The organism is Sphingobacterium gobiense, assembly GCF_002980575.1.
GTDB lineage: Bacteria > Bacteroidota > Bacteroidia > Sphingobacteriales > Sphingobacteriaceae > Sphingobacterium > Sphingobacterium gobiense.
This window is the reverse complement of record NZ_PVBS01000002.1, coordinates 758,132-783,496: the sequence shown is the minus strand read 5'-3', so window position 1 is coordinate 783,496 and position 25,365 is coordinate 758,132. Positions and strand designations below refer to the sequence as shown.

Annotated in this window: 12 protein-coding genes; all 12 read right to left on the bottom strand. The window is 44.0% G+C overall.

What is annotated here, in order from left to right:
* Positions 1 to 41: 41 nt before the first annotated feature.
* A complete protein-coding gene (locus C5749_RS12115; RefSeq protein ID WP_181151388.1) occupies positions 42 to 2,240 on the bottom strand; it encodes a fasciclin domain-containing protein in 2,199 nt (732 codons plus the stop codon).
* 60 nt (positions 2,241 to 2,300) lie between these two features.
* Entirely contained in the window at positions 2,301 to 3,701 is a 1,401-nt protein-coding gene (locus C5749_RS12110) for a hypothetical protein (protein WP_105726377.1), read from the bottom strand.
* A 10-nt stretch (positions 3,702 to 3,711) separates the two neighbouring features.
* On the bottom strand, positions 3,712 to 5,112 hold the full coding sequence (locus tag C5749_RS12105) for a pectate lyase family protein (RefSeq protein ID WP_105726375.1): 1,401 nt from the start codon (positions 5,110 to 5,112) through the stop codon (positions 3,712 to 3,714).
* A gap of 298 nt (positions 5,113 to 5,410) precedes the next feature.
* The gene (locus C5749_RS12100) at positions 5,411 to 9,802 is read right to left on the bottom strand and encodes a hybrid sensor histidine kinase/response regulator transcription factor (protein ID WP_105726373.1); all 4,392 of its coding nucleotides are present in this window, start codon (positions 9,800 to 9,802) and stop codon (positions 5,411 to 5,413) included.
* Positions 9,803 to 9,979: 177 nt separating this feature from the next.
* Positions 9,980 to 11,386 carry a glycoside hydrolase family 88/105 protein gene (locus C5749_RS12095; protein ID WP_105726371.1) on the bottom strand — a complete coding sequence of 469 codons (1,407 nt, stop codon included), beginning with the start codon at positions 11,384 to 11,386 and terminating at the stop codon, positions 9,980 to 9,982.
* Positions 11,387 to 11,541: 155 nt separating this feature from the next.
* Positions 11,542 to 13,056 carry a RagB/SusD family nutrient uptake outer membrane protein gene (locus C5749_RS12090; RefSeq protein ID WP_245893748.1) on the bottom strand — a complete coding sequence of 505 codons (1,515 nt, stop codon included), beginning with the start codon at positions 13,054 to 13,056 and terminating at the stop codon, positions 11,542 to 11,544.
* Positions 13,057 to 13,058: 2 nt separating this feature from the next.
* A complete protein-coding gene (locus C5749_RS12085) occupies positions 13,059 to 16,238 on the bottom strand; it encodes a SusC/RagA family TonB-linked outer membrane protein (RefSeq protein WP_105726369.1) in 3,180 nt (1,059 codons plus the stop codon).
* A gap of 157 nt (positions 16,239 to 16,395) precedes the next feature.
* Entirely contained in the window at positions 16,396 to 19,140 is a 2,745-nt protein-coding gene (locus C5749_RS12080) for a glycosyl hydrolase (RefSeq protein ID WP_105726367.1), read from the bottom strand.
* Between the two features lie 3 nt (positions 19,141 to 19,143).
* Positions 19,144 to 19,455, bottom strand: a complete 312-nt coding sequence (gene rhaM, locus C5749_RS12075) for an L-rhamnose mutarotase (protein ID WP_105726365.1) — start codon at positions 19,453 to 19,455, stop codon at positions 19,144 to 19,146.
* A 3-nt stretch (positions 19,456 to 19,458) separates the two neighbouring features.
* Positions 19,459 to 22,407, bottom strand: coding sequence for a DUF4982 domain-containing protein (locus tag C5749_RS12070; protein WP_105726363.1), 2,949 nt, complete (start codon positions 22,405 to 22,407; stop codon positions 19,459 to 19,461).
* A gap of 35 nt (positions 22,408 to 22,442) precedes the next feature.
* A complete protein-coding gene (locus C5749_RS12065; RefSeq protein WP_181151386.1) occupies positions 22,443 to 23,603 on the bottom strand; it encodes a glycoside hydrolase family 88/105 protein in 1,161 nt (386 codons plus the stop codon).
* Positions 23,604 to 23,751: 148 nt separating this feature from the next.
* The gene (locus C5749_RS12060; protein ID WP_105726362.1) at positions 23,752 to 25,362 is read right to left on the bottom strand and encodes an arylsulfatase; all 1,611 of its coding nucleotides are present in this window, start codon (positions 25,360 to 25,362) and stop codon (positions 23,752 to 23,754) included.
* Positions 25,363 to 25,365 lie beyond the last annotated feature (3 nt).

Below are 25,365 nucleotides of genomic sequence, written 5' to 3'. Positions count from 1 at the left end.
ATACTTTTTAATATTAAGTACGTTTATAATCTGCTGCGCTTTTAGCGTTTCAACAATTTATTAATTCTGTAAACAGCTCCGTCACTGAACACTTGAGGGAAATCGCCTACAATGGGAATGACTGTGCCGTCTTCATCGACCAACTCTAGTGCAGTTCTCCGATCGTTGAGGCTGATTTGCCGGTAAGCCATCGGCCCGCGACGTAAAGCGGTTTCCCATGTGCCCTCAACGCCGAATCCAGGGAATGGATAATCTGGCAAGGAGTTATCCGGTACCGACACAAAATATGCCCGTAAATAACTCGCCAATTCGTTATTATCCTCCGGGATAAGGCCGTTTTCCAGTCCCTGCCGCACCGTTTCATTGTCAGGCGCAAACAACAAAAAACGATTCCCAAACAAAAACGACAGCGAATTTCCTACTTCCATCATTCCGGCTCGAGAAAGCAATTTTGAAAACTCGGCATACGGGTGCAAAACATTAGCTTCCGACTCAGCACTGATCAAGGTAAACTTAATACTACGTGAATCTGACCCCATAGTACGCTCCACTTGGTAAGCATTTCCGTTATACCAGTTTCCCGGCATGGTTGATACGGGTATACTTTCCGCTTCATTATAGGTTTGTGTAGAATTGACTGCTCCATCTTGAACATACACATAACCGTAGTTATTACGCGTACGGTACACACTTTTTCCGTTCAGCGAACTTATGCGGTTGTACACAATATGATCCGAGACGAAACGGTTCATTTGGTTAATTGACAACGGTACTAAGATACCGTCAGCGTTTTCCACTTGAATTTGCTCGTCTCCGAAAACGCGCGGATCACCCTCATCCCAAAACAATTGACTATCGCCTATGTAAGTCTCCAGCACAGCCTCATTCGTTGGAATAAACAATGTATAATCGATGTCGTGGCTAGCCAGTGTAGTATACAGCCCAGTTTGGAATAGCATGTACATGAAAATGCGATATTTTGGATCTCTAAAAGCCGGCCCCGTAACACTCTTGAACATATCGGGTACCATCACTTTATCTAGTCCATAAAACGTTCCGTTAGCGGCAATCGTCGCTGCGCTGACATCACTGTTCGGATCAAAGTCTATATCGGTACCGAAAAATGTTTTAATATCCGGATTATTTCCAATTTCCGAAGGGAAAACGATATTCCCCTCATATACGTGGTTGTACAGGAGTAACAGGAGCGGTAACATATCAACATCGTTCAACGAGGGATAATAATTCGAAAAATACTCGGTATAGAAAGCTTGTAGCGCTTGATTACTCGGACCAAAAATATTAAAACTACGATAAGACAGCCCCGCTAGATCGAAATAAGATACCGCACCACTCAAGCCCATGCTTGTCCATTCCGATGCTATATCCGGTAGTGGGCCATGTGACACGTGATAAAGCGAATCGCCTGCCCGCCCATAATCCACACTCGTCTCTTCATCGTACGTATAAGTACGATACCGATCATAAATCTCGAGAAAATTACTATAGTTCGGTTGTTCTTTGATAAAAGAAAACAAGGTATTCAAGGGCTTCAACACCTCATCAATAAGATAAACATAACCATTATCCGTCGGTATAGCATACTCACTGATACCCGCATTCGCCACATTGAAGCCGTCAGCTCCTTTCCATGTGCCGGCGCCGAAAAAAAACTCATAATTGCTAGTCGCATCAATTCCTTTCGTTTGAAAATGCCGGTTCGACAGAACCGGTAGAAAACGATCCTTATTGTATACCATACGCTGCCGTCCGGCAACCACATCCATTTCCAAGCTTATCGAATCGGAGCTACGCGTACGGTGCTTATAATAAAGCCCCGCGCGATTGGGTTCCAATGCTTCGCTCCCATTAGGCTGGTAATTTTCCAGCATAGTCTTATTATACGCGTAATAAACTACGTGATAGCCTATTAATTTTTTCAGCTCATCATATGGTACCTGCTGCACAGACGGCCAGTTATTACTGGTCAGATAGTGCAGAAATGCCTCGTCTGAGGGAGCAAAAATGGTAGCAATTGTCTTCCCTTCTAACACTTCACGAAAACCGGCTCGTTCGACTCCTTCTAGAAACAAGGTAAAATTACCTCTCTCCTCCAAGACCTCCCAGCTATTGCCTTTAAGCCAATCTGGGCGCTCGTAATGTGCAACCAGTTCTTTCTTTGAACACGCCACAAAACAAGCTACAGCCACACCTAAGGTGTATAGTAACAGTTTTTTCATTAGCATTTTAAATTGGTTTATCTAAATTGTTAGTTGTTTATCATTCAATTGTTAGTTAGGCTAATCAGCTGCGAGCCGATGCAAATATGCTTCTATGTTCAAGTATCCAATGTAATCCCGATCCTTGCTCGGCTTTAATGCGTCGGAACTATCATTTTTATCTAATCCCATTCGATCTTCCCATACATCAGGGATACCGTCGTTGTCTGTATCCGATAGTGCGTAGTTGTTTGCAATATCCCCAAGGCCACCATTACGTAAAGGCAAATCGGACTCCTGGTAAACATACGCGCCCCGTAACCCTTTGCTCTTTAACTCACCAATCAAAAGGCTATCCACAGCATCTCTTCGGGGCAACACAGCACCAACGTGATTAACCACATACTGATAGGTTTCACACGCACCCAGTACCGGTGACACCGAAGGGTAATCGGCATAGTCGGCCTCCGTTTTGAAATTTTCTGATTCCAGCCCGGGATACCATTGTTCGTTCGCTTCTATCAACTCCCCATCTAACACACCATTTTGGTTATTATCATAATAATTTCCGATCTGATACAGATTAAAATTCTCATTCCCTCGTGAAAACGGTGTCTGTTGTGTTTTCGGTGTTGCCGGTCCCCCTATAAAATAATTATTCAATATCAGCACGTTGGAAATCATTGCCGAACCACCGCCTAAAATATAAGCATCTGCCGACAGCTTATGTTCGTCCTGTGTCTTATTGGCATTACCAAAATTGTAAACAACATTGTTCACGAACTCGTTAATCCCCTTCACCTTTGGATTACGTGTTTTGTTGCTGATGTATAAAGATTTTAATATGGATATTTTACCTCCTGTCTGCATCAACCCTCCCGCAGAATGGTTATACCGATGAAGCCCTTGGCCGATAATGCTATTCTGAATGGTAATGCTATCCGGTTCTGGCCCTTTTTTATCCCAATTAATGGAGAATACTTCATCTAACCCCCAACTAAAAGACATGTGGTCCAACATAATGTTTGTGCCACTGGATATGCCAGAAGCATCATCATTTTGTCCGGCTCCAGCATTGGTTCCTAAGCGAATACGTAAAAAACGTGCAATGGTTTCACTAGATCCGGAAAACGACACTTTACGGCCGTACAATATAACTCCATCTCCTGGAGCAGTATGCCCAGCAATTGTTGTATACGGAGCGACCGTAACATTACTTTTTAAACGTATTACCCCTGCGACCCTAAAGATCACAAAACGTCCCGGTAGGCCTACCGCTTCACGAAAAGATCCTGGACCGTCATCGGCAAGCGTGGTCACCAGATAAATCTGAGGTTTTACGTATCCCCTCGCCCCTTTCGCAAAACGACCAAATCCTTCAGCGCCTGGAAAAGACAGCAATGATTGTCCTTGCAACGTGTACCCCGAAGCAAGGATAATCAAGATAAATACCCGAATGAATAGGTCTGTTTTTTTGCTCATCGTCGGTCGCCTAATCTTCTACCAAGCTATTTATATACACTTCGATATTTAAGTATCCCCGCTTTTTCTTGTTGGCTGCCAGGGCGTCGGTAGGGTCATGCTTGTCAAGTCCATTGGCGTCTTCCCATGCATCTGGAATTCCGTCTCCGTCACTGTCCGTCGGCGCCTCCCCTCCTTTAACCTCGCCAAGACCGCCATTGGCTAGGGGAACGTCCGCCTCCGTATACACATATACTGCCTCGGTTCCCAGCGAACTAACCTCTCCAATGAGCAATTCGTCCAATTCGTCACGCTTCGGATAATTTGCGCCTACATGCTGAACGACCCAATCAAATGCCTTTCTTGGACCCATTGCTGCTGGTGTATAAGGGTAGTCATATGGATGAGGCTGAAAATTAGCCATTTCGACACCTGGATAACCATTTGTATTTCGCGGAACTGCGCTTCCATTGAGCACACCGTCTTTATCGTCATCCCAAAAATTGCCTGACGCATATAGACTGAAAGTAGGTGTACCTCTGGAGAAGGGTGTATTTTTTGACGGTGTATGTGGTCCGGCAATAAAGTAGTTGTTAACAATGTTTACCTCAGAGATGCCAGCAGATCCCCCCATGATATATCCATCTCCGGAGACCGTGTGACCATACGTATTCCCTACGTTACCGAAATTATACACGACGTTATTCACGAATTCATTAATTCCTTTTACTTTGGGATTACGCGTTTTATTACTGATATACAAATTCCGGATGATACTGAGAGGGCCTCCTGGTTCCATCAGCCCACCGGCAGAATGGTTATGTCTATGGACGCCTTGCGCAATAATGCTATTTTGCAACGTAATGTTATTGATTGCACTTCCATTCATCGAAAATACTTCATCGACACCCCAAGCAACCGACAAATGGTCGAAAATCATATTATCACCATTGGCTATTCCTACCGCATCTTCGTTACGTCCGGCTCCAGCTAGCCAACCGCACCGAATACGCAAATAACGAGCAATGGTATTGTTCGATCCACTGAATGAAAAGCCTCGTCCGTAAAACACGACACCATCTCCAGGCGCCGTCTGGCCCGCAATCGTCGTGTTGGCAGGCACCGCTATACGTGATTGCAGGTTGATGATTCCACCAACAGCAAAGACCACAAAACGTCCTGGGCGGCTCACGGCGTCGCGAAAAGAGCCGGGACCACTATCATTCAAGTTGGTAACTACATATATCTCCGGCGATTCATATCCTCTCGCGCCTGTAGCATAACGTCCAAAGCCTTCTGCTCCAGGAAAAGCTAAAGTCGGACCATCTTCTACCGGATCGAAATGCTCTCGTAATTTTTCACACGACGACACTAGGACTACTGTCCCCAATAGCATCATACCAGTTAACAGGTTTAATAATTTCTTTTTCATATCGATTTAAATTAGTTACGTTTTAACATCTGTTTACCTCTGCAGCTAACAACAAATAAAGAAACGTCTAAAGTTTATATTTTGGTGTTCAATGGTTACATCTGTTAACACGATGTATCTGTTACTTCACATCGTCAAATGTAGAGCAAGTAAGCTTTTTTTACTTTTAAAATTTGACAGAATTTATCTAATAATTGACATACCCTCCTTATGGTCGCTTTAGAGGCATTATCGGTCAAAACAAAACGATATTGTATGGCAGAATGCCTTCTATGACAAAATCAATTATGCATTTTTGTTATGGTTTATTGGTTTTTTTTAAATAATCAGATGGCGATATTTCATACATTTCCTTAAAACATGTACTAAAATATCCCGAACTGTTGAACCCCACTTTGTAGGCTACTTCTGTTATGGTAAGTTCACCCGTATCCAACAGCTGCTTTGCCCTTTTTAGTCTAATATCTCTAATAAATTCAACCGGAGACATATTCGTCAAACTTTTTAACTTTTTGTAGAATGTAGTTCTTCCCATTGCCATCGCGTTTACAGCTGTGTCAATATTGAAGGCGGTATCCGACATCCCTTTCTCGATAATCTGGATAACGTCTCTTAAAAAAGCTTCATCTTTAGAAGTAATGACCACTTCAGCAGGTTCTAGTTTCAATACAGTGGGTTTCTCCAGCATATCGGCAACCATTTTCTGCCGGCTCTTCATCAGGTTACGCAATAAATACCTAACATAATCGATATGGAATGGCTTGGTTATATAAAAATCGGCTCCGTACGATAGTCCTTGTATCTGATCTTCTATGGCTGACTTAGCCGTTAATAAAACAAGGGGTATATGGCTCGTTGACGCATCGTCTTTTAGTTTTATTAACATCTCAATACCACTAACCTCTGGCATCATCACATCGGAAATAATGACGTCTGGAATCATTTCAACAGCTGTTTTATAGCCTTCCGCACCATTGCTCGCCTCATATATATGATACACAGATTTAAATTCATCCGCAATAAACCGTCTTAATTCCGGATTATCTTCTACTAAAAGTAGTTTAGGTAACCCTTCTGCTCCTTCGGACACGGCTGTATCCGAAGTCTTTGGTCCGCTGTTGGCGTATATTCCATCCTCGCAAAATGCTACAGATTGGTTTTTCAAATCGGCAGGATCAAAATGAGCGTTTCCATCCAGTAGCGCAATTGTAAAAGTCATACCGATCCGCTGATTTTTTTCTGCACGTAGCGTTCCTTTATGCAAACACATAATATCCTTGGATAAGGCCAAACCAATTCCTGTGCCCTTAAACGTTTTATGCTGGCGATTATCTCCTTCGTAATAAAGCTCGAAAATAGCATCAAGCTGATCCTCCGCAACCCCGTCACCTTCGTCCACAACTTGTATAAGAAGATATCCTGTGTTTTTTTCTATACGAATGAGAATATCGCTATCCTTCGGTGAAAACTTAACCGCGTTGGAAATAATATTGAAAAACACAATATCCATCTTATCTTTATCACACCAAGCATATAGCTCCGATGCTGAAGAGATCACCTTTAGGTTAATATTCTTATCCTCCACAAGATCATCAAAGTTGTCTAGCAATCGCCGTATGAACGCCACAACCTCTACTTTTTCTATATTGAGCTCGGCTTTTCGGGCCTGTATTTTACGAAAGTCCAATAACTGGTTGACGAACCTAACCATTCGATTCGTATTTTTATTGGCTACGTCCAAATATTTAGCCCCTCTTTCTGATAACGTTTCGGTTTGTTTTAACTTGAGCAGCGGATTAACGAGAAGCGTTAACGGCGTTCTCAATTCGTGGGAAATATTCGTAAAGAACTGCATTTTCAGTTCCGTCATTTTCTTCTCCACGGATATTTTATGCTTCAACTTGATCATGGTGAAAATAATCCTTCTGGCTATTTCCAATGCACAGATAGCCAAAATAACATAACAGAGGATTGCCCAATTGCTCAGCCACCACGGTTTGTTTACTATAATAGAAATACTTTTCTCCGGCACATTCTCGAAATATCCGCTGTTCGCCGTTTTGACCCGAAACGTGTAACGTCCGGGAGGTATTTTGGTATAAGTTGCTTGTTTTTGATTTTTTACGTTGTGCCATTCTTTGTCATACCCTTCCAATATATAGGCATAGGATATATCATCAGGGAACCTGTAGTCTAACACCGTGTACGCTATAGTGATGACATCCTGATCATAATTCAACACAATTTCATCTGCGTAGTTCACGGACGTCTTAAGTGGCGATTTCGGATCCGTAATATCAATATCCTTATTATAGATTTGCATACCCGTAAAGACCATGTTTCCGGGAAACTTTTCGTTCACGATCTTATCCGGATAGAAAGAAATATAACCATCCATACATCCGAAAAAAATCTCTCCATTAGGCAATTGAAGGCACGCCGCTTCAGAGAAATCTGCTCTCGGCAAGCCGTTGTACGTGCTATAATTCCTGAATTCTTGTGTTCTTACATCCAACATAGCAATGCCGTTCTCCGTGGTCATCCAGAGATTACCGTTACTTTCCTCCGTGATGCTCAATATGATATCATTGGGTAGACCTTGCTCCTTGGTAAACGCGATAAATTTAAGGTCCGTTTCAAACTGATCAGTCTTATTCTTTACTTTATTCAACCCTCCCCCAAACGTACCAATCCATATTTCCTGGCTTTTCGACCGAAAAAGATACATAATATCATTATTTCCGAGACTATGTTTATCACCGGCTACTTTTACAGTGGGGATGAACTTCATGTCATCGGGATTTTCGTCAGGATCAAAGCGAAGAAGCCCATCAGTCGTTCCTAACCATATTCGGTTATCCGGTCCTTGGAGACTGTGTCGTATGACATTAAATGTTCGTTTGGGATAGTTTTTAAAAGAATTGTGCACGTTTTTAAAACGGACCTTTCCGCTTTCCTCAACGAGTAGGTTCAGTCCTTTCTGGAACGTACCGACCCACAATCGGCCTTTATCATCCTCTGTAATACTATAAATTTGATTACTGCTCAAACTTGTGATATCGTTAGGATCGTTTTCATACCGTATTGCCCGGTACCTGGTTCGTTGTTCGTTTTCAGGCATCAGTTTTACTAGTCCATAGCCTTTCGTTCCAATCCAGATATTTTTGTGCCGATCTTCTGTTATACAGTAGATACTTCCCGGAATTTGATCATTTTCCAGCCGTTTTAGGTTGTCGTTTTTGTGAAAATAGATGTCTCCATGTTTATTGGTCAGCCAAACCTTTCCGTCAGAATCCCGAAGTAATGCTCTGATTTCATTATCAAATCGCCCCGGGGCGGTATCGACGAGTCGTCGATGTTTAAAATTATCAGAAAAAAAAGTAGCTTTATGCACACCTCCGTTTCTTGTACAAAACCACAAAACACCTTTTTTATCAGAATACGCAGCGACAAGATTATTGGAAAATAAACGACTCTTATCATCTGGATGATTATAAAAATAAGATAGGTCGTTTTTGTTCCTGTCGTAGTAACCAAATCCGCCCCACTTCATGCAAACCCACACGACATTGTTAACATCCTCAAAAACCTTAAAACTACCGTCATTCTCGAAGGTCCCTCTAGGCATAAAAGGTAAGTTATGGTCTTTTTTATGTACAAAGGGGCGAAACATATTGCTTGCCGGTTCATACAAAACCACACCATCGCGTTCCGGCTCTAGCCATAGGTTTCCACTTCGGTCTTCATACATAGATAAATAGGTGGCATAATCGTTTGTATATTGCTTGCAGATCCCGTTCTGATAATCATAAACGGTTAATCCTTGCTTTTCCGCGGTTAGATAGAGTTTGCCTGTTTTGGAAATTAGCATATCTAAGACAGCGCCTTTCAATATCCTTTTTTGCGAAAAAGTTTTGGATGTAGACTCGTATTGCACGACAATACCATCTGACGTTGCAAAAAATAATCTCCCCTCTTTATCCGTAACCGCTTTGGTGAAGTTCAGCGTACCTCCATAGGACGGCGTAGCGGCGGCCAAATGAGGAACGTAGGTATTTTTTTCTTTGATCAGGCATAATAAACTGTCTGTCGTACCAAACCACACCCGTTGCTGATTGTCTTCAAAAACAAAATTGACATTATCGCCTAAGTACGGGGTTTCTGTTCCGTAGTTCACAATATGGAGGGTTCCGTTGTCCGATGCTGAAACACATATAATACCCTTCTCCTCCGTGGTTAACCAAACATCTCCATTGGCCGCAGGAATGATTTCGGCGATGAATAGATGCTCCAAACTCTCTCCTTTATCCGTTGTGATTATCGGCAAGAATTCTTCTTTCCGCTTGTCAAATCGATAGACTTTCTTATCGAATGTTCTTATCCATAAATACCCGCGCTTACCTTCAACGATATCTCTTATCTTATTATTTTTCAAAGTAGAACGGTCTCCGGGCTGCGATTTATAGACAACAAAATCATCCCCATCGTATCTGTTCAACCCATCCCAAGTGCCGAACCATATAAAACCTTCGGCATCTTCTATAATACACGCGACACCGTTGTGAGATAAACCACTTTCTGTAGAATACGTCTTGAACCTGGGCTCCCGTGGCTGTGACACCCCGTGAAACATGTTGACCAGTAAAATCAACATCATTACGCCTACAAATTTTCTGTTTTTGTTACTCATTTATATTGGTTTATGGCGTCATAAATGATTTCCCTCCACACTGTCACTCTGGTTTACGACTTTTAAATATAAACCATTCCCCAAAGCGATGCATCATGGAGTGTCCTGTTCTGCGTCATAAAAAAACAGGCTGCTCACTAGAGAACAGCCCGTTAAATATAAAAAAATGTAAACTTTTTAATACGTTTGTCCATCTACCCCAAAAATTGCCGCATCCGTTTGGGGGTCCTTCTTATAGTATTGAATAGCACTGTCGTTTATCTTCGGATAGAATTTTTTTATCAAAGTAATCATTTCTGCTCCTGCTAGAAGTGTCGGTCCATATCCATGAGCAGCATATGCATTGACCGGACGATGATAATAATAGGCAGGATCGAAAGCCATCCCTGTACCTACACAAGTCCCTTCCACCTGTCCATGCTCGTTGATTTGAGTTGACACGGCACTCCAACCTAGTTGGGCTACTGGCCCATAAGAAATGGCGTCTAACCAGCCGTTATTAATCCCGCGTGCAATACAATAGACATAGATTGCTGTAGCCGACGTCTCTAAATAGGAATCGCTGCGATCCAACAACTGATGCCAGAACCCTGTACCCGACTGATAAGACGCTATACCTTTAACGTGTGCTTGATAAATGCTAAGGATATCCGCCCGTTCGGGATGATCCTGAGGTAGGACATCAAGCACTTCGGTTAACGTAAGCAATGCCCATCCGTTGGCTCTCGCCCAATGGAAAGCCGGATGGCTGTCTGCACTTTCGATCCAACCATGCATATATAATCCTTTATCCGGCACAAACATCCGCTGCGTAAACTGCTTTATCTGACGCAAAGCCTCATCAAAGTAACGCTTCTCGCCAGTATATTCCCCCATTTGTGCAAGAGCAGGAATGCCCATGTACATATCGTCAAGCCACAGACTGTTCGCCTGCGGCCGCATACGCGCGAAAGTCCCATCTGCCAAACGGTGTTCTTTATTCTCGATAAAATCCATGTAATTGTCGATCATATGTCCGTAATCTGCGTCGGAAGCTATACGACTAAATTTAATCATGGCAGCGCACATTGCGCCTGCATCGTCCAGTGAACCAGGTAATATCACCTGCCTTATTTGTCTATCCACGACGTTGTGTTCTTTATGCAAACGTAAAAAATGCGGTGCCACTTCTGACAGAAAATTAAAGCGTTTCGCAACATATTCCCGGTATTTAGAATCGGCCGTGGCTACTGCTGCCTCCAGCATTCCGGTGTATGTCACTCCCCATTCGTAGCTCGCCAGACGGAAATCACCATTTTCCAATAGGCTGTGTTCATTTAACTGCATGTAGTCCGTGATTTCTTTGCCCGATGCGGTATCCCGTACACGAGTAGGTGTCTCTTCATCCAGATAAACGAATATGCGGTCCAGGTGTTGCTTGATTTCCGCTGCTGTCCACATTTTATAGGGTGTTGTATATTCTGGAGCTAGCAAATGCAGCGGCGTATTGGAATCGGTTACCTTCGTCTCATGAGTTGCCGTCTCTTGACATGACATTAATCCCAACACGGATAGGATTCCCATTGATAAATACGATCTTCTCATATTTTTTATACATATTCGTTTATAAAGAGTTGTCGCTTGCAAGATACAGAATGCCTTGTATAAAGCTATCATGCCGTATCCTGTGGTAGAAGGATACAATGTAAGAGAGCTGCTTAATCTGGTCAAGCAGCTCTCACAACAATACCATCAATAACTCAATAACCCGGGTTCTGGTCGTATAATCCCGGAGCTGTATTCATTTCTGATTGCGGAACGGGATATAACACATAGTCCATCTGGAAATCCCGCATCTGCCCTCCCGTATCCTCCGTTTCAATCCATGCCTGCATAGTCGCTTCTACTGTTCCCGAACGGATAAGATCAAACCAACGGGTTCCCTCTCCAATAAATTCGCGACGACGCTCTTCCAACAGTTGCGCTTTAGTGACGCCCGTTAACGGTGTTGTCAGCCCGGCACGTTCACGAACCGCATTGACCACGCCATCCACATCGGTATCCATGGAGCCCGGCGCCCCGTTAAGCACGCATTCTGCTTTTAACAGCAACAAGTCTGTATAACGGTATACGATATAGTTGATCGGCCAGTCAAACCTGCTTGTCGTTGGCACTTTTGTGATATCCACAAATTTTTTAATAAAGGAACGGGTTTCCACCACACTTCCATAGCTATACCCCTCCTGAATGCTAAAGGATCTACGGACGTCTGTGGTTTCGTAGGCTCTCAGCAAGTCCGTTGCTACCGGCCGTATGGTTAATCCTCCCTGTGTCGGGAGACCTAAAACCTCAACAAACCAAATATCAGGAACGAGCACCCAAGGGAACGTCGAACCTACAATGGGATTCGCTCCGCTAGCGTATTCAATATTGAAGATAACCTCTTCGTTACGTTCATTATCGTAGTCAAATATGGCACTATAGGAAGGCAATAGCGCAAACTCATGACTTGCTATGATATCGTTAAATTGCTCAACTGCTTTGTCCCATTCGTTCGTATTTAAACCTGCACCTTCAACTCCCAAATCTGGCCCCGAACGTGTCATATAAACTAATCCGAGCAACATTTTCGCACTATATCTATTTGCTCTTCCCTTATCTTGAACAGCATATTCACTCGGAGCGGGCAAATAACTTATAGCCATATTCAAATCTTCAATGATCAAGTTATACACTTCACTGACTGGACTACGGGGAATAGCTTTCGCCTCAGTTGCATCGACCACCCTATCTATCAGTGGTACCCTTCCGAAATAACGAATCAAGTCAAAATAATAAAATGCACGTAAAAACCGCACCTGTCCTTCCATGCGGCGACGTACTTCCTCATCTAAGATAACGGATTCTCCTTTTTGTGCTAATTGTTCCAGATAATTATTCGCCCTGAAAATACCGTTGAAATTTGTCTCCCAAGCTTCTTCCACATAAGGGTTGCTTGCGATAGTTCGATGAAAACTGTTAATACCTTCCCAATCACGCACTCCTCCGTCAGAAATCGCATGCAGGTTGTCTGAACGGGTCTCTGCTAAGCTCATCAATCGGTCTGGATAGCCTCTCAACGAACTGTACACGGCATTTAACCCCTGATTAAAATCATCTACTGTCTGAAAATAGGTTTCAGACGAGGCGTCCGATATAGGTTGTTGGTTTAAATCCATATCACAGGACGACCACAAAAGTAAACTAAATGCTAAATATAATATCTTCTTCATCATTTTTAGAAAGTCAAGTTTATACCAAATGTAATTGTTTTCGGTAATGCTAGTCCACCATAGTCACCAGCTTCGGGATAGTTGTCGTCGCCGCTGAGGTTCGTATTGGCCGATTCGGGATTCAGCCCACCGTCATATTTATCCTGTCCCCAAAAGTTTTCCAATGTCAAATATATACGTCCCGAGTTCAGCCGCGATTGTCCTGCAAGCCGTAAATCGCGGAAGTTGTATCCAAAAGTGACGTTGCGTAAGCGCCAGTAATCGGAAGAATACAACCAATCGGTATTTTTAATGCGGCCGAAGGTAGAATAGGCCTTCCCGACCCGACCTTCGCCCGGATCTTCGGCTGAACGCCATCTATCCCTGTAAAAACCTAATGCGTTATCACTAGCACCTTGTCCTGTGCGCCCTAATGCCCGCCCTAAAAGCGAATATAGATGTCCGCCACTTTGCCCTTGAAACATAAAGCTTAAGTCGAAGTTCTTGTATTTGAAATCGTTCGTAATCCCCCAGACATAATTCGGGTTGGGATGTCCAACAATGACACGATCTTCCGCATCTATCACGCCGTCTCCGTTAGCATCGACATAGCGGGGATCGCCAGCTACCTGCGTACCATATAAAGCGGCTCCGTTATCGATATCTCGTTGTGTAAGGATACCATCTTGCTGCACCACGTAGATACTGTACATCGGTTGTCCGACACGTAAAATACTGTGCTCGATATCAAAAGAAGACGGAATCAGGATTTCCTGCTGATCACCGATTAACTGCGTTACTTTGTTCGTATTATGACTGATATTGAGCGATGTTGACCAAGAAAAATTGTCGCGCTGCATGTTACGTGACGTAATTTCCAAGTCCCATCCACGACTTTGTACTGCACCAGCATTATCCAATAAAGATCCGAAACCGGTAGACCACATGGTCGGCACATTCAGCAAAAGGTTACTGCTTGTTCTCTGGTACCAATCAAATGATCCTGATAAACGCGACCGAAATAACGCGAAATCCAGTCCGACATCAAAGGTTCTGGATTTCTCCCAAGTGAGATCGGGATTGATGATATTACCAGGTGCCCAGCCAGGTGCAGTATTTCCGTTCCAAGCATAATTAGCGTCCCCTAGGACCGCTATGCTACTGTAGTCCCCGATGTTATTGTTTCCAGATTCGCCATAACTGGCTCGTACCTTTAAATCTTGTATAAAATCGGCTGTCTGCATAAAATTTTCGTCTGACAACCGCCACCCAGCCGACACAGAAGGAAACCAGCCCCACTTCGTGTTCATCCCGAAACGGGAAGATCCGTCCCTACGCATACTCGCCGAAAACAAATACTTCCCATCAAAAGCGTACTGTATACGTCCGAAATAAGACAGCATCAAGTTTTTGGTAGCATTGGTAGACGCAATAGTACCAACGGCTGCATTTAAGGTTTTGATGTTACTGTTTCTATATCCTCCTTGCGAGGTAATAGATGACGCATCAAATCGATCGTAGTTGTATGCATGTCCTAACAGAGCCGTAAGGTTATGCCTGTCTAATTCCAGATTATACGTTAGCGTATTCTCGTTGACGAAAGTCTGCTTCCGATACTTGTTACTCGCCCCATAAGTAGATTGATTCGGGTTGTCGACCCGTTGTTGCAATGTTCCTCCTACTGTATACGGCCTAAAACTAAAAGAGGTCCGATCCGTATGATCCAGATTCACCGTGGTTTTGAAAACCAAATTGTCTAAAATATTGTACTGTCCGTATAATGTCGCCAAAACACGTGCTGTTTTGTTCTCTCCGATATAGTTTTCCAGCTTAGCTATCGGGTCATTGGTCGATGTACTCCACGGATAATGGGCATTTTCGAATACATTGACGGTCCCGGCAGGATTATTTTGTACGGGTGTCATCGAATATATCTGGTGTATGATGTTATCCTTTCCTTCTATTCCTGGATCATTGGCTTCAGAATACGTAGGGGCGAGATTCATACCAAATGCCAGTTTTTTTGTCGGTTTTACATCAACATTAGCACGTAATGCGTAATTCTTATAATCCAAGCCCCGAATTATTCCTTTTTGATCCATATAATTTCCCGACACATAATAATTCACGTACTCGGTACCTCCCGAAGCACCCAATTGATAGTTCTGTACCATACCTGTACGGTACGCTTCATCCTGCCAGTCAATCAAATGCATACCCGGATGACCATCCTGCAACCAACGTTCGTCAAACATAAAGGACGTGTTGTACCCACCCGAACCTAGGCCTAAAATGGTGCGACGTTCCTCTATTGTTTGATTTGCTGAGCGTCCAGCACCCGAAGCCACCCACTGGCCATTTATCATCTCCACCGCACGGTCAATCCATTCTTCACCATTCAACATATCTAATTTTCGATAGGGCGAAGACGCACCTAAGTAGGTATTGAACGTGATCTGGGGTTTGCCAGATTTCCCTCGCTTTGTTGTGATAAGAACCACGCCATTGGCTGCTCGGGAACCGTAAATTGCTGCTGCTGAAGCATCTTTCAATACTTCAATCGACTCAATATCATTGGGATTAATATTGTCCAAAGGATTTCCCTGTGCGTAATTTCCCGATCCATTTGGTGCTGCAGTTGCCAAAGGGAAACCGTCGATCACATACAACGGTTCACTTCCCGCCGTAATAGAGCCGGACCCTCGGACCTGTACACTAAACCCCTTCCCCGGTACGCCTGTTGTCTGTTTCACCCGAACACCGGACATCTGTCCCACTAATGCTTGATCGACACGCACCAGGGGACGTTCTTCCAATCCTTCGGCATTAAATTTGGAAACAGGTGCGATGACATCCGAACGACGCTGTGTGCCGTAACCAATGACGACTACCTCATCCAGTATTTCATCCTTCGCTCGCATCGTCACTGTAAGCGGTTGCATACTTTTCACCACCACCTGCTGGCTGTCATATTCGACCGAAGAAAATTGTAACGTTTCGCCAACGTTAACCGAAAGGCTAAATTCTCCTTCTGATCCTGATGATGCAGACCGGTTATCGTCTCCCAAAACCCGCACAGACACGCCAATTAACGGCCGCTGAGACGCATCCATCACCTTCCCTTGCAGCATCTCCTGTGCAGCGACCGGATACCCAACTCCCAGAAAAAAAGCAAGTAAACAATAAAAAAAGATCTGTTCTCTCATAGATTTATCAACTCGTTATACCATAGATTTATAAAAGCTCAAAAGCAAGGTAGAAAGTTTATGTAACAAAACTGTTATGCACTTTCATGGTCGTAATAAAAAAAGAGGCCATTTCCTTTTAGAAAACGGCCTCTTCTCCTCAATATACTAAGCAGAGTTAATAGCTAAATAAACGTACCGGCCCTTTTAGACCGCTATCCATCAGTTTCCAGCTACTAGCGTCAAAATCTTTATAATCAATATTTACGAAGTTAATTTCGTGATAATTACGCCAAGACACGTTTCGTTTGTCCAGATCTCGGATGCGGTTCGCCATCAAGTTAGCTACCTCTATACGTATATCATTTTTTCCATTTTGTAACAAGTCGCCAATTTCTAACGTAAAGGGATGCGCCCATACGATACCGGCATCCTTTCCGTTGATCCATACGCGTGCACTTTCGCTGACTGCCCCCAGCTGCAACTCATAAGCCTTATCGGATTTTTTCGAGATGGTAAAAGAGGTCTCATATGCTGCTTCACCAGCAAACTTATTAGCCGTCTCATCTCCCCAGTCCGTCCAATAGCTCAAGCTGTTCAATTCCCGGCCTTCGGGTAATTGAGGGCCACCTTTCAAGAAACTAACTTTCCAAGGATTTACGAATACCTTTTCGTCCTGAAACTCGTCGATATAGTGATAAGGTATATCTGCTTTGTCCGTGTCGGATACATATACGATCCACGTGTAACCGGCCGGAATCTGTACACGAACACTACCTTTCTCTGCGGGAAGCTTAAACGTCGCTCCCGTCTGTGGATCAAGCAAGGTATAGTTTTCGCCCATACTGTTTAGATGAACGTGCTGATCTATTATTTTATCGGTATGGTTTACCAGATAATAATACGTTCCCTCTTCCGTGACCCGCCTATTAAATTTAAGGCCCGTACGTGCTAAACGCTCTGCGTAAAGCTGTTCCGTTTCTAAGGCAGAGGAAATATCTTTAGTAAGGTAAACCTTTCCATTGCCGTACCTGGTATACTGGTTTTCCTCGTCCTCTTCAAATTGAAATGTCGCCAATAGATCTTTCATCTTTTTGCGACGCTCTTCCAGATTCGCTAGGCCATTCACATCTTTTGGCAGTGTTTCAAAAATGAGTGTTGCCCCATCACGTGCCAACGTCAACAGGTTTTCGAGGGTTTTCTCTGAAAAATAATGTGTCGAAGGAATATAGATAACCTTATAAGGTCGTGCTTTTTCTGCCGTTAAAACGAGGTTGTCCTTGACCTTTGATTCAGCGAGAATGGCGTCGGTCACAAAATCAAAACTATACCCCAGACGTTGGAGATACATACTTTGCTTGTAGAACTCGGTTGGGTGCAACCAATCATCAACATGGTGTACACTTAATGTTTTAAATGGCGCTTTGGTATCATGCCAAACATCATATATCGGCCAATACACCAATAGTTCGTTATCTGCCTGTGTCGTCTGTAAAATAGATTGTACACGCGTAATATAACTATTCAACCCAGGAAGATGAGACCAAAACGAATTGTTGGTCGTGAAATTAACCGATGCATAAAATAACCAACCCGGATAAGGTACATCTTCCGGTGAGTAGGTTGTACCGTGATAAAATACATGGTTCACACCGGCCAAAAACAATTGCTCTACCTCTGGCTTTGCTTGCGCGAGGGATGTTTTAAAGTGTTCGGTAAGCCATGTAAATGTTTCGGAAGACGTATATTTCTTGCCCGTCGTGTGCGTTGCCGAGGAAGCGAATTTAAACATCATCGGATCAGGATCAACATTTCGAACATCGGCGCTATCCCGTCTCAAATCCGGAATAGCAAAAAAACTCGACCCAAAAGTCTCACATTCGGCAATATCGGTACTGGCATATAAATCGATCAAATTACCCGGTGATCCATGTGCTTGATTTTTCGATAGCGCCCCGTGTTGATTGGCGAACGAGGTAAAAGGAACCAAGAAGTTATCCCGGAGGATAGCATTCACCACTTCCCGGTAATCTGATTTCACACGTTTTTCCTGATCTTTGTCGGAACCTTTTCCTGCAAAATCCAATAGATATGCCTGTAATTTATATCCTTTTCTGTCCTCAAACACCTGTAAAAAGTTATCCGTCCAGTTGGCACCATATACTTCATAACTGTCGTTAAAAAAGGCACGAAGCTGTAGATCCTTTCCTTGAAATGCTTTTTGAAAATGATCAAAGTAGCGTTGTACAGGTTCTTTCCCCAGATGGTCAAGCGTGAAGCCTTCACCACCCGGCGCAGCACGCTTTACTTTTTGACGCGTTCTACCCGAAAAAAGAGCGATTACCCGGACGTCTTCGGGTGCTGTCCAGCTTCCCGACTGGTTATGCATCTGACTATCCAGATTAATCTCCTCTCCATTGGGTTTGTAAGCACGGAGAGCTTGTAACTTACTGAAGCTTTGCTTGGTATCGCTTACCCCTAGCGGAAACGACATGGCCTGTCCTTGTTTTAGATCGATCTCATCTAAAAACAATTTGGTAGCCGCATGTTGCTCATCGATTTGCGGTCCACCAAATGGCCAGCCCGTTCCTAGGTTAATATCCACGCCCATGTGGTGGGCGTTTGCTTGATCTACGGTAAATGCCAGCATATCCAGCCATTTATCCGACAGAAAGGGGATGTACCGCTCTTCATATCCTTTAGCGCCGTATATAGGCGTCACTTCCACGCCCCCGAAACCTGCCTCATCCAGTAGTTTTATCTCTCTGGAAAGATTGGGTTTATCTACAGCGGAACCTAGCCACCACCAACGTGTCCAGGGCTTCATTTCTTTGGTTACACTGGGCCACAAATCTTGTGCCCATCCGGCAGAAGTGGCCACGCCATAACATATCAATATCGCTAAAAATCGCTTCTTCATCATCGTTTAATCTAAATGGAAAACTTTCGTTAAAGGTGTAGAAACAGGTGAAAAGTCGGTATTGGTTTCCATGATATCGGCCATATATTTCCACCAACGTTGCACGACATCCGTCTTTCCCAGTTCTTGGGATGATTTTCCAGTCAAGCATTGTACGGCGAAAAGTGTATCGGTTTCCTCATCTAAAAAAATAGTATAATCCGCTATGCCATTTTCTTTTAATAGCTGAACCAATTCCGGCCAAATAGCAGCATGCCTCCTTTCATATTCTTCCTTCATACCCGGTTTCAATTGCATTCTAAATGCTACCTTATGCATAGTTTATAATTTTTTGTGTATATCTATTTCAATAATACTCAATCTGCCTTTGGCACCGCTATCATCCCGCGCCACACCGTCATCCAATTTCTTACCACCTATTTCAGCATGTTGATTCTCTGCTGCGATAACAGAGCTACCCTTCAACTGGATTTTTACGCGGCGTCCTTGGGTACGTGGGATTTCTAGTGTATAGTAACCCAACGTCGTTTTCGTCTTCCCATCAAACACGAGCTTATCATCAACAAAAACCTGTAACGGGTAACTCCGTGACCTAAAATTATTCAATTTTAAGTCAATTTCATCAATGTCCGACTTCTTATCCAAGGTATATTCTATCCAAGCGTTTTGCAAGGTTCCATCATTTACCCAATCTGTCAACTCATTATCGTCATAGGAGGCTTTCGCCATCTCCTGATTAGCACCAGCCCGAACTTTCTGTATGGGCAACGTTATACGTTGTTGCTTTAATGGCTCTCCATGTAAACCATTTCCCCGATCCATGTTTGCTGGCAAGCCGATTCCCGCATGTTTTACAAAAAGACCATTTTTCTCAGAGATGGGAGAAACTTCCCAAGAAAGACTATCGGGTAAAAGACCGTTGGCCTGTGCTTTTATGTTCATTTTACCCGATTTCCCATATCTGGTGCGCAACAATACTCTATTCACTCCCCCCTCAACGGGGAGCGACTCCGAAAGGATATAGTTGTTGGGCCCTTGTGCAATCCCCCCCCGCCATTCCATCGGACCGTCCCAACGGAAATCAATCATATGGGTTGCCGTCGGACAACGTCTTCCCTCTTTGTCCAACACTTCCACGTCGACTAAAACCATGTCGTTACCATCAGCGTATAAGCCATTGTTCCCGTGCTGGTAGTTAAGTTTTACTCGATACGGCTCGCCTGCTGTCTGTATTACTTTTTCATTCAACACCTTGCCATTTCCATCATACGAACGCGCTTTTAGTTCCCCTTTTGCAAAAGTTATCTGCGGAAAAGTGAATAAGAACTGATAAGATCGGTCACCAAAGCCTTGACTCTGACCATTCACAAACAGTTCCACCTTCTCGCCTGCGCTGACGACATGGATATCTTTTTTTGTATGTGGCGCATAATTCCAATGCCCGATGATATGCAACCCCGTAGGATCAGGATCGACCCATCCATCCCACATGACTTGATGGGCGTAATAGCCGTCTTTAGGAATACGCATCGCGTCTACTTCTCCACTGCGTCGGTAATTCTCTTTCCCCCGATAATGCGTATTGGAGTCGGAGAAGATAATATTCACGCCTCCTGAGCTTACCCGCCTACCTGTTCCGGGGCGTACTTTCCAATATTCCCACCACCTACGAACCGTCTCCATCGCATGCTGATCTTGGTTGCGGTTGTAAGCGCTGGCATCGTTACCTTTATATAGTGGTCCTTCGCCTTCCTTATGGAAAGGATAGGTATACTCATCCCAGTATTTACGCAAACCTTCATCGCGCATATATTCGGTGGCAATCATCGGGTGCCGAGCGCTTTTATTGATATAAAGCATCTCACCCCCGTATTCAGCCAACTTACTATCCAGCATTTCACGGGATCCGATGGCTCGACCTCCATGCGGATCAAATTGGTCACGAATAGCAATCATTTCTGCCATGTGCTCTTCAGAGATGGACTCATTTCCACTTTCCCAAAAAATAACACTCGGATTGTTTCGGTAGTAAATGATCGCATCGCGCATTAATTCTGTCCGCTGCTCCCACCGACGGCCGTCTACGTCTCTTTCCGCATCTCCTGCGGGTAGCATCTGCATCAGTCCTACACGGTCGCAAGATTCCACGTCTTGACGCCAAGGCGCTACGTGCATCCAACGAACCAGATTCGCATTACTTTCCACCATGATTTTATTGCTGTAGTCGCTTACCCACGGCGCAACAGAGAGCCCTACTGCCGGCCACTCATTGCTCGTGCGTTGGGCATAGCCTTTCATCATCAACACACGGTCGTTTATAAAAACCATACCATCCCGAAAAGCTGTTTTACGGAATCCTGTACGGGTATCCACCGCATCGATCGTCTTACCGTCAACGACTAGCTTAGTGGTTACGGTATATAGGTAACCATATCCCCAGTTCCAGAAATTGACATTTTCCAATTTCGACTGCCCCCGGATCGTTCCTATCGCTCCTGCCGCCAATGAAAAAGGGGTTTCAAATGTATGTACAAGCGTACCTTCGAGATCGCGTACCTCCACTAAAAATTGTCCTTTAGACGTCGTAGATGTTTCATTTTTCACTTCGGATTCAACGTGAAGATCCAGCCGTTTTTTTGAAATATCGATGTTCTGTGCATAAACATAGACGCCCGTAGTTCCTAAGTTTGAATATAAAGGCAAAGTTTGGTATGTTCCTCCGGCAAAATGAATCCACACATTTTTGGGAATACCGCCATAATTCGCATTAAAGTTTTTATCGTTCCATTGGAAAATACTATTGGTCGCTTTTTCCCTATACCGCCAATCGTTATCGGTTCGAATAGCTAGGATATTTTCACCTTTTTTTAACACGTGTTGAGAGATATCCAAACCTGCTGCCATGACCCCGTTTTCATGACGGCCAATCCAAGTACCGTTGAGATAAAATTCCGCTCCGAAACGCACACCTTCAAATTCCAGAAACACCTTTTCTTGCGGTACATCGTCTGGCAGTACGAATGTCTTGCGATACCAGACCACTCCAGTGCTGTGTTCGTGTATGGGCTTTGCAAAAGCTTCGTCTTCATTCCAAGCGTAAGGCAATGTAACCGTTCTCCATTCTTTATCATCGAATGACGGCTGCTGCGCCTCTTGCACATCTCCCTTATGAATCTTCCATCCGGCGTTAAAACTATAGGTCTGTCGGGGTTGTGCGGATGTCACCAAACCACACAACAAGGCACCTATCGTTATACAAAGTTTTATCATATCATTAGGTCTTAATTTATTTTCTTATATCGCCGTTATTGATTGTTGTCCAACAGTTGGTACACTTCTGTTCCTGCCAACAAAAAACATCCGAGCCCGTAATCTTCAAAATCAGGCACACTCGCGTAGCTGACAGGTTGCCCATCTTTAGGTTCTTTTCCCGTCCCCTGCAGATAACCTAAGAAACCAGATGGATGTACCGCCTCGTTCACCATGGCTTTCCACGCTTTCTCCACGGCAGGACGATAAACAGTAGCATCCAGAATGCCTTGATTTATCCCCCAAGCCATGCCGTATACAAAAAGAGCCGTTCCGCTGGTTTCTCGGCCACCGAAATTGGTAGGATCGTGCATACTGACATTCCAGAAGCCGTCTTCCCGTTGTGTAGCCAGAACACCTTCCATAAGCCCCTTGAAATCCTGCAGATACTCCGCACGATGTTTTTGGTTTTCTGGCAGAAGATCGAGTACGCGCACCAAAGCAGCCACTACCCAGCCGTTACCACGAGCCCAATAGCAATCTTCTCCGTTAGGTTCGGTATAAGGCGGCACGAAGTCTTTATCGCGCCACCATAGCTTATCTTCTCGATTATATAAACCGCCTCCTTCAATATCTCGTGAATGTACATACATCTTATACATATAGTCAAAGTATTGCTCGTCATCGTACATAACTCCCAATTTTGCATAGATAGGCATTGCCATCTGAATAGCATCTATCCAGGTCCAATCGTCCACTTTTCCCGATGCGATAATGAAATCGATATTCTCTTTAATATCGGCTATGCGTTCTGGTTGGGGGTCTATTTCGTAAAGATCGAGATAGGTTTGTCCACAATTCTGATCGTCAGCGTTACGCGTTTCCGTACCATTACGTAGCCCCCACGCATGACTATTGCCCCAATCTACGGCATAATCATAATATCGTTTATCTGGATCGATTTTATACAACGCCATTAAGCCCTCATAGTACACACCCCTCGTCCAGATATTACTCGGACGCCAACGCGTCGTATAGATAGGTTCCTTCGTATCCGGCCATTTATCCATAAAATAGTTATTGGTCCGCCGTAAGACTTCCAATACCTCGCGTTTGTCCTCCTTTTTGGAAATCATTTGCTTTTTGGATGCACAGGCACTCAAGACAACTGCCGTCAACAGTAGCAGACCAAATATTATTCTCTTTTTACTACTCATCGTATTATTCAAATAGATTACTTGATTTATATTGTTGCAGCGATAATACTGCATAATTTCCTACCGGGCAACCTGCTGTATCCTGAGAAAGCATGATAAACATGGCTGCAGAACAATTGACACGACGTTATATTGCTTTTGTTACAATTTACTGATACCGTGCATTTCCCCGCTTCTTGTCCAGTTCTTGATAAGGTATCACACCGACCCGTTTAGACCAGGCATCATAGACGTCAATCAGCTCTTTCACTACTCCGGGATATTGCTCTTTAACATCGGTGTTTTCTGCCCGATCGCTCTCTACATCGTAGAGATACCAGACATCTTCCGGATACTCGGCGACCAGCTTCCATTTTCCTTTTCGGACCGCTTTATTTCCTTCATGCTCGAAGCAAATCGCTCGCTCTTCTTCGGTAGTGTTATTCCATAGCGTTTGCAACGCTTTTCCCTCCATGGGCTGGATGGTATGTCCGGCAAATTGCTGCGGATAGGCAGCGTTCGCCCATTCCACTAAAGCGGGCATAATATCAATAAGATGGGCTGGGCGATTAATTTGCAAACCTTCAGGAATATATTTTGGGCCATAAGCGACAAAAGCGGTGGCATTTCCTCCCTCAAATTCCCAATGTTTAAACTTACGAAAAGGTGTATTGCTCACTACGGCACCTTCCTTCCCATAGGCCGTAAACGATTTGGGATGGCTCGCCGGAAAGAAATTAGCCGCCCGGATTTCTTCCGTAAATCCTTGATTGGTTATCGTTTCGTTACTAGCCCCGTTATCCGATAGAAACAGGAAAATAGTATTCTCCAACTGGCCATTCTTCCGCAGATGCTCCATGAGTTTGCCGACATTTTGATCAATGGCATCTACCATCGCCGCATAGACGGCCATACGTTCATCCCATTGTACTTTTTCTGCCCATGAAAGTGATTCCCAGTCGCGCATAGCCGTATCCAAAGGCGACAACGTAGTCGAAGGCGGAAACAAGCTCAATGCCTGTTGCTTCTCAAATCTTCGTTGACGGACAGTTTCCCACCCATCCATATATTTACCTTGGTAACGGGCAATATCTTCCGGTTTGGCATGTAAAGGCCAATGTGGTGCTTGATAGGCTATATAAAGAAAGAACGGATCTGACGCTTTCTCCTGTACGTGCTGATCGATAAAGGAGATAGCGTAATCGGTATAGGCATCGGTACTGTAATAGTTTTGAGGAGTGGCTATTTCTTTATTATCCAGTGCAATGGTTAATTTTTGATTGGGACGATAAGGTCTGTTCTCAAAATAGCTGTTCGCTCCATCAATAAGGCCATAAAACCGATCAAAACCACGCTGTAGCGGCCAATTTTCCTTTGCCTGACCAACGTGCCACTTCCCGGTCATATACGTGCCGTATCCAGCATTTCGCAGTACTTCCGCGAGCGTAACTGTTTCGCGGTTTAGATATCCTTGATAAGCCGGATAGGGTCGCGTATTCATCATGTCCCCTATCCCCGCTTGGTGCGGATATACGCCCGTAAGCAACGAAGCTCGAGACGGGCAACAGCGTGAAGCATTGTAAAAATTGGTCATTTTAACGCCTCCCTGCGCCATGCTATCCAGATAAGGGGTCTGTATTTCCGAACCAAAACAACCTAAATCCGAATAACCCATATCGTCTGCTAAAATTAAGACAACATTGGGACGATCTATCTTTTGTGCAAAAGCGACCTGTATAAGGGTCAAAAAACAAAGAAGGTGGATGCTTAAAATTTTCATATT

Excerpts from the sequence above, each read along its gene's own strand:
- C5749_RS12115 (WP_181151388.1), bottom strand. The coding sequence starts at position 2,240 with ATGAAAAAACTGTTACTATACACCTTAGGTGTGGCTGTAGCTTGTTTT.
- C5749_RS12065 (WP_181151386.1), bottom strand. The coding sequence starts at position 23,603 with ATGAGTAGTAAAAAGAGAATAATATTTGGTCTGCTACTGTTGACGGCA.
- C5749_RS12110 (WP_105726377.1), bottom strand. The coding sequence starts at position 3,701 with ATGAGCAAAAAAACAGACCTATTCATTCGGGTATTTATCTTGATTATC.
- C5749_RS12070 (WP_105726363.1), bottom strand. The coding sequence starts at position 22,407 with ATGATAAAACTTTGTATAACGATAGGTGCCTTGTTGTGTGGTTTGGTG.
- rhaM (WP_105726365.1), bottom strand. The coding sequence starts at position 19,455 with ATGCATAAGGTAGCATTTAGAATGCAATTGAAACCGGGTATGAAGGAA.
- C5749_RS12100 (WP_105726373.1), bottom strand. The coding sequence starts at position 9,802 with ATGAGTAACAAAAACAGAAAATTTGTAGGCGTAATGATGTTGATTTTA.
- C5749_RS12095 (WP_105726371.1), bottom strand. The coding sequence starts at position 11,386 with ATGAGAAGATCGTATTTATCAATGGGAATCCTATCCGTGTTGGGATTA.
- C5749_RS12090 (WP_245893748.1), bottom strand. The coding sequence starts at position 13,056 with ATGATGAAGAAGATATTATATTTAGCATTTAGTTTACTTTTGTGGTCG.
- C5749_RS12060 (WP_105726362.1), bottom strand. The coding sequence starts at position 25,362 with ATGAAAATTTTAAGCATCCACCTTCTTTGTTTTTTGACCCTTATACAG.
- C5749_RS12105 (WP_105726375.1), bottom strand. The coding sequence starts at position 5,112 with ATGAAAAAGAAATTATTAAACCTGTTAACTGGTATGATGCTATTGGGG.
- C5749_RS12080 (WP_105726367.1), bottom strand. The coding sequence starts at position 19,140 with ATGATGAAGAAGCGATTTTTAGCGATATTGATATGTTATGGCGTGGCC.
- C5749_RS12085 (WP_105726369.1), bottom strand. The coding sequence starts at position 16,238 with ATGAGAGAACAGATCTTTTTTTATTGTTTACTTGCTTTTTTTCTGGGA.